Annotated in this window: 4 protein-coding genes; all 4 read right to left on the bottom strand. The window is 69.9% G+C overall.

Annotated elements, in window-relative coordinates; translation table 11 throughout:
• Positions 1–94 precede the first annotated feature (94 nt).
• Positions 95–1,330 (bottom strand): cardiolipin synthase ClsB, encoded by a 1,236-nt coding sequence (clsB, locus tag AC27KI_RS20400; protein ID WP_487115531.1) that lies wholly within the window; start codon positions 1,328–1,330, stop codon positions 95–97.
• The gene (locus AC27KI_RS20395; protein ID WP_272565266.1) at positions 1,327–2,091 is read right to left on the bottom strand and encodes an endonuclease/exonuclease/phosphatase family protein; all 765 of its coding nucleotides are present in this window, start codon (positions 2,089–2,091) and stop codon (positions 1,327–1,329) included. The genes clsB and AC27KI_RS20395 overlap by 4 nt, the downstream gene beginning before the upstream one ends.
• 270 nt (positions 2,092–2,361) lie before the next feature.
• Positions 2,362–3,279 (bottom strand): cysteine synthase A, encoded by a 918-nt coding sequence (gene cysK, locus AC27KI_RS20390; protein WP_284413957.1) that lies wholly within the window; start codon positions 3,277–3,279, stop codon positions 2,362–2,364.
• 77 nt (positions 3,280–3,356) lie between these two features.
• A partial coding sequence (locus tag AC27KI_RS20385) for an RNA 3'-terminal phosphate cyclase (RefSeq protein ID WP_487115528.1) occupies positions 3,357–3,864 on the bottom strand: 508 nt, incomplete at its 5' end.

Here is a 3,864-nt window from a genome sequence, read left to right as displayed (position 1 = left end):
TGGGGGCCCCGGCCTGGGGCCGGGCGGGGTCATGCCCAGGCTTGGCCGGGTCCAGGGAGGACAGGGCCGGGGAGGGCGCCGCTGCCGCCATGGCTCAGGTGGCCGAAGGCCGGTGACCGGTGTCGTGGGCCGGGGGCTCCTGGGCGCGGACCAGCGAGATCTCGGGCTCGTGGCGCGGCAGCCAACCCGCCCAGGAGGGGAACCAGCGCATGACGTGGAACAGGAAATAGCTGCGCAGCAGGCGCAGGCCATCCCAGCGCGAGGGTGGCGTGGCCTGGACCTGGCGGCAGCTGTGCTGCATCAGGTGGTCCAGCCGTTCGTGCAGCGTCGCGTTGAAATCCTTGTCGCGGATCACCACGTTCGCCTCGAGGTTGAGCGACAGGCTCAAGGGGTCGAGATTGCTGGAGCCCACGGTGGACCATTCGCCGTCCACCAGCGCGACCTTGCCGTGCAGCGGCCGGTCGCAGTATTCGTAGATGCGCACGCCCGCGCGCAGCAGGTGGTCGTAGAGCATGCTGGCCGCCGTGCGCACGATGGGCATGTCGGGCTGGCCCTGCAGGATGAGCCGCACGTCCACCCCGCGCCGCGCCGCGCGGCGCATTTCGCGGATGAAGCGGTAGCCGGGAAAGAAGTAGGCATTGGCGATCACCACGCGCTCGCGCGCGGCGCGCAGGGCCACGCGGTAGTGGCGCTCGATGTCGTTGGTGTGGTTGTGGTTGTCGCGCGTGACGAAGATCGCGTCCGCCGTGCCCGCATGGGGCAGCGGCGACACGGCGTTCGCCCCCTGGCGGCGGCGCCGTGTCCGGGGCGGCATGACGGCATCGCGCGCGAAGCCCAGCATGTGGGCGACGATGGGGCCGCGCACCTCGACCGAATAGTCCTGCTTGGCCTCGGGGCCGTAGTCGGCCACGTGGTCGGCCGAGTAGTTGATGCCGCCGATGAAGCCGATCTCCCCGTCCACCACCACGATCTTGCGGTGCATGCGGCGCAGCACGTTCAGCCGCTGGCCGAACAGCCTGCGGCCTGGGTCGAAGATGCGAAAGCGCACGCCGGCGTTCACCAGTTCGCCGATGAAGTCTTCCGGCAGATCGGGCGAGCCGAAGCCGTCCACCAGCACATGCACCTCGGCGCCGTTGCGCGCGGCCTGCAGCAGCGCCGCGTGCAGCCCCCGGCCGATCTTGTCGTCGAAGAGGATGAAGGTTTCCAGGATCACCTCGCGCCGTGCCTGCGCGATGGCCTCGAACACGCGGGGGAAGAACGCTTCGCCGTTCTCCAGCAGCGTGAAATGGTTGCCGGGCACCCAGCGCGAGGGGCGGGAGCGGTGCATCACAGCGAAATCTCCGCGGCCAGGGGCGCGTGGTCCGACAGCTTGTGCCAGGGCTTGCGCGGCAGCACCACCGGCGCGTGCACCGAGGCATTGCGCACGTAGATGCGGTCCAGCGCCAGCAGCGGCATGGAGGCCGGGAAGGTGCGCACCGCCTTGCCCCGCGCGTGCATGAACACCTCGTGCAGGCCGGCGCCGGCGCGCAGCACGTCGTGCGCACGGCCGCGCCAGTCGTTGAAGTCGCCCGCCACCACCACCGGGTCTTCGGGCGGAAACGTGGCCACCAGCTCGCACACGCGCTTGAGCTGGCGCTGGCGGTGCGCCTCCTGCAGGCCCAGGTGAACGCAGATGGCATGCACCTGCCGGGCGTGGCCCGGGGGCTGCAGCACGCAGTGCAGCATGCCGCGCCGCTCGGGTCCGCTCACGGAGATGTCGTGGTTTTCGTAGTGAACGATGGGGAACTTGGACAGCAGCGCGTTGCCGTGGTGGCCGTTGTCGTACACCGCATTGCGGCCATAGGCGTATTGGCCCCAGATGGTGTCGGCCAGGAATTCGTAGTGCGGCTCCTGCGGAAAATTGGCCACGCGCCCAGCGTGCCGCTGGTGCGTGCCGAGCACTTCCTGCAGGAAGACCAGGTCGGCCGACACGCCACGCACGGCTTCGCGCAGCTCGTGCAGCATGAAGCGGCGGTTGAAGGTGGTGAAGCCCTTGTGCACGTTCACGGTCAGCACCTTGAAGGCAACGGGAGAGGCGGTGGATGGTTCCATGGGGCAATCAGTGAGCGCGGGGGAGGGGCGGGAACCGGGCCGAAAAGCCCGGTTTCAGGCGGGCCCCGCATGGGCTTTGATTGTTTCGATGGCGGTCCGGCTGGGCTGTAGGACGGCTGGCCGAACGCTTGTGACCCGATGGCGGCCGGGCCTGAGGGCCGCCGGCAGCCCGGCTCCCAGCCCGAAAAAGGTCCCACCCATGGCGTCGGGTGGGTGGACTGCGCACGCTGCCCTGGCCCGGGGCAGCGCGCGGTTTCATTCAGAAAACGCTCAGGAGGGCAGGAAGCCCTCGACCGACAGGTAGCGCTCGCCCGTGTCGTAGTTGAAGCCCAGCACCTTGGCGCCGGCGGGCAGCTCGGGCAGCTTCTGTGCGATGGCGGCCAGCGTGGCGCCGGAGGAAATGCCCACCAGCAGGCCTTCCTCGCGCGCGGCACGGCGGGCGTATTCCCGCGCGGGCTCGGCATCGACCTGGATCACGCCGTCAAGCAGGCTGGTGTCGAGGTTCTTGGGCACGAAGCCCGCGCCGATGCCCTGGATCGGGTGCGGGGCCGGCTGGCCGCCGGAGATCACGGGCGAGGCCACGGGCTCCACCGCGAAGATCTTGAGGGCCGGAAACTTCGCCTTCAGCACGCGGCCCACCCCCGTCAGGTGGCCGCCCGTGCCCACGCCGGTGATCAGCGCGTCCAGGCCATCGGGAAAGTCCGCCAGCACTTCCTGCGCCGTGGTGCGCACGTGCACGTCGATGTTGGCGGGGTTTTCGAACTGCTGCGGCACCCAGGCGCCGGGGGTCTGCGCGCGCAGTTCCTCGGCGCGGGCGATGGCGCCCTTCATGCCTTTTTCGCGCGGTGTGAGGTCGAACTGCGCACCGTAGGCCAGCATGAGGCGGCGGCGCTCGACGCTCATGCTGTCGGGCATCACCAGGATGAGCCGGTAGCCCTTCACCGCCGCCACCAGGGCCAGTCCGATGCCCGTGTTGCCCGACGTGGGCTCGATGATCGTGCCGCCGGGCTGCAGCGCGCCGGTGCGTTCCGCGTCTTCCACCATCGACAGGGCGATGCGGTCCTTGATCGAACCGCCGGGGTTGCTGCGCTCGGACTTCACCCACACGTTGGCACCCGCGCCGAACAGGCGGTTGATGCGCACATGGGGCGTGTTGCCGATGGTTTGCAGGATGTTCTCGACTTTCATGGCGTCTCCAGGTTGGACAGGTACGGGACAGGCAAAAAAACATTTTGGCCCATGCCTACGACACTCCGCGCATATGGTTATGCCGGCGATGCGGCTTTCTCGATGTCGATGCGCGTGGCACCCGCGCAGGGCGCCATGGCGATGCGCACCGGCAGGCACTGCGCGATGACCTGCGCATTCGTGCTGGCATGCGGGGTGATCGCCTCGGCCGTGTAGCTCCCCCGCTGGCCGCTGCGCCAGACGGCGAGGGCCAGCGGCAGCATCCACTGGTCCGCCAGGTGCGGACCGACAGCGCCCCGGCTGTGCTCGAACGAGCGCACCTCGCCGGCCAGCTGGCGCGCCACCTGTTCGGCCGGCATGCCGCGCTCGCCCAGCGCGCAGAACACCTCGGTCACCTCGGCATGCTCCAGCACCGCCAGCAGGGCGTTGCCCGGGCCTTCGTTCTGCCGTGCGGGCGGGATGCGCCACGGGTCGTCGCCTTCGCTCCAGTCCAGTTGCTGGCGAAGCGCCGCCAGCTCGCGCACTGCGATGCCGCGTGCCAGCCCCGGCACCAGGGCCTCGGCCAGGCGCTGCGGCGCGCGCCAG

This window comes from Acidovorax sp. KPB24-03 (assembly GCF_057546605.1).
The sequence above is the reverse complement of the archived record's forward strand: the minus strand, read 5'-3'. Positions and strand labels throughout refer to the sequence as shown.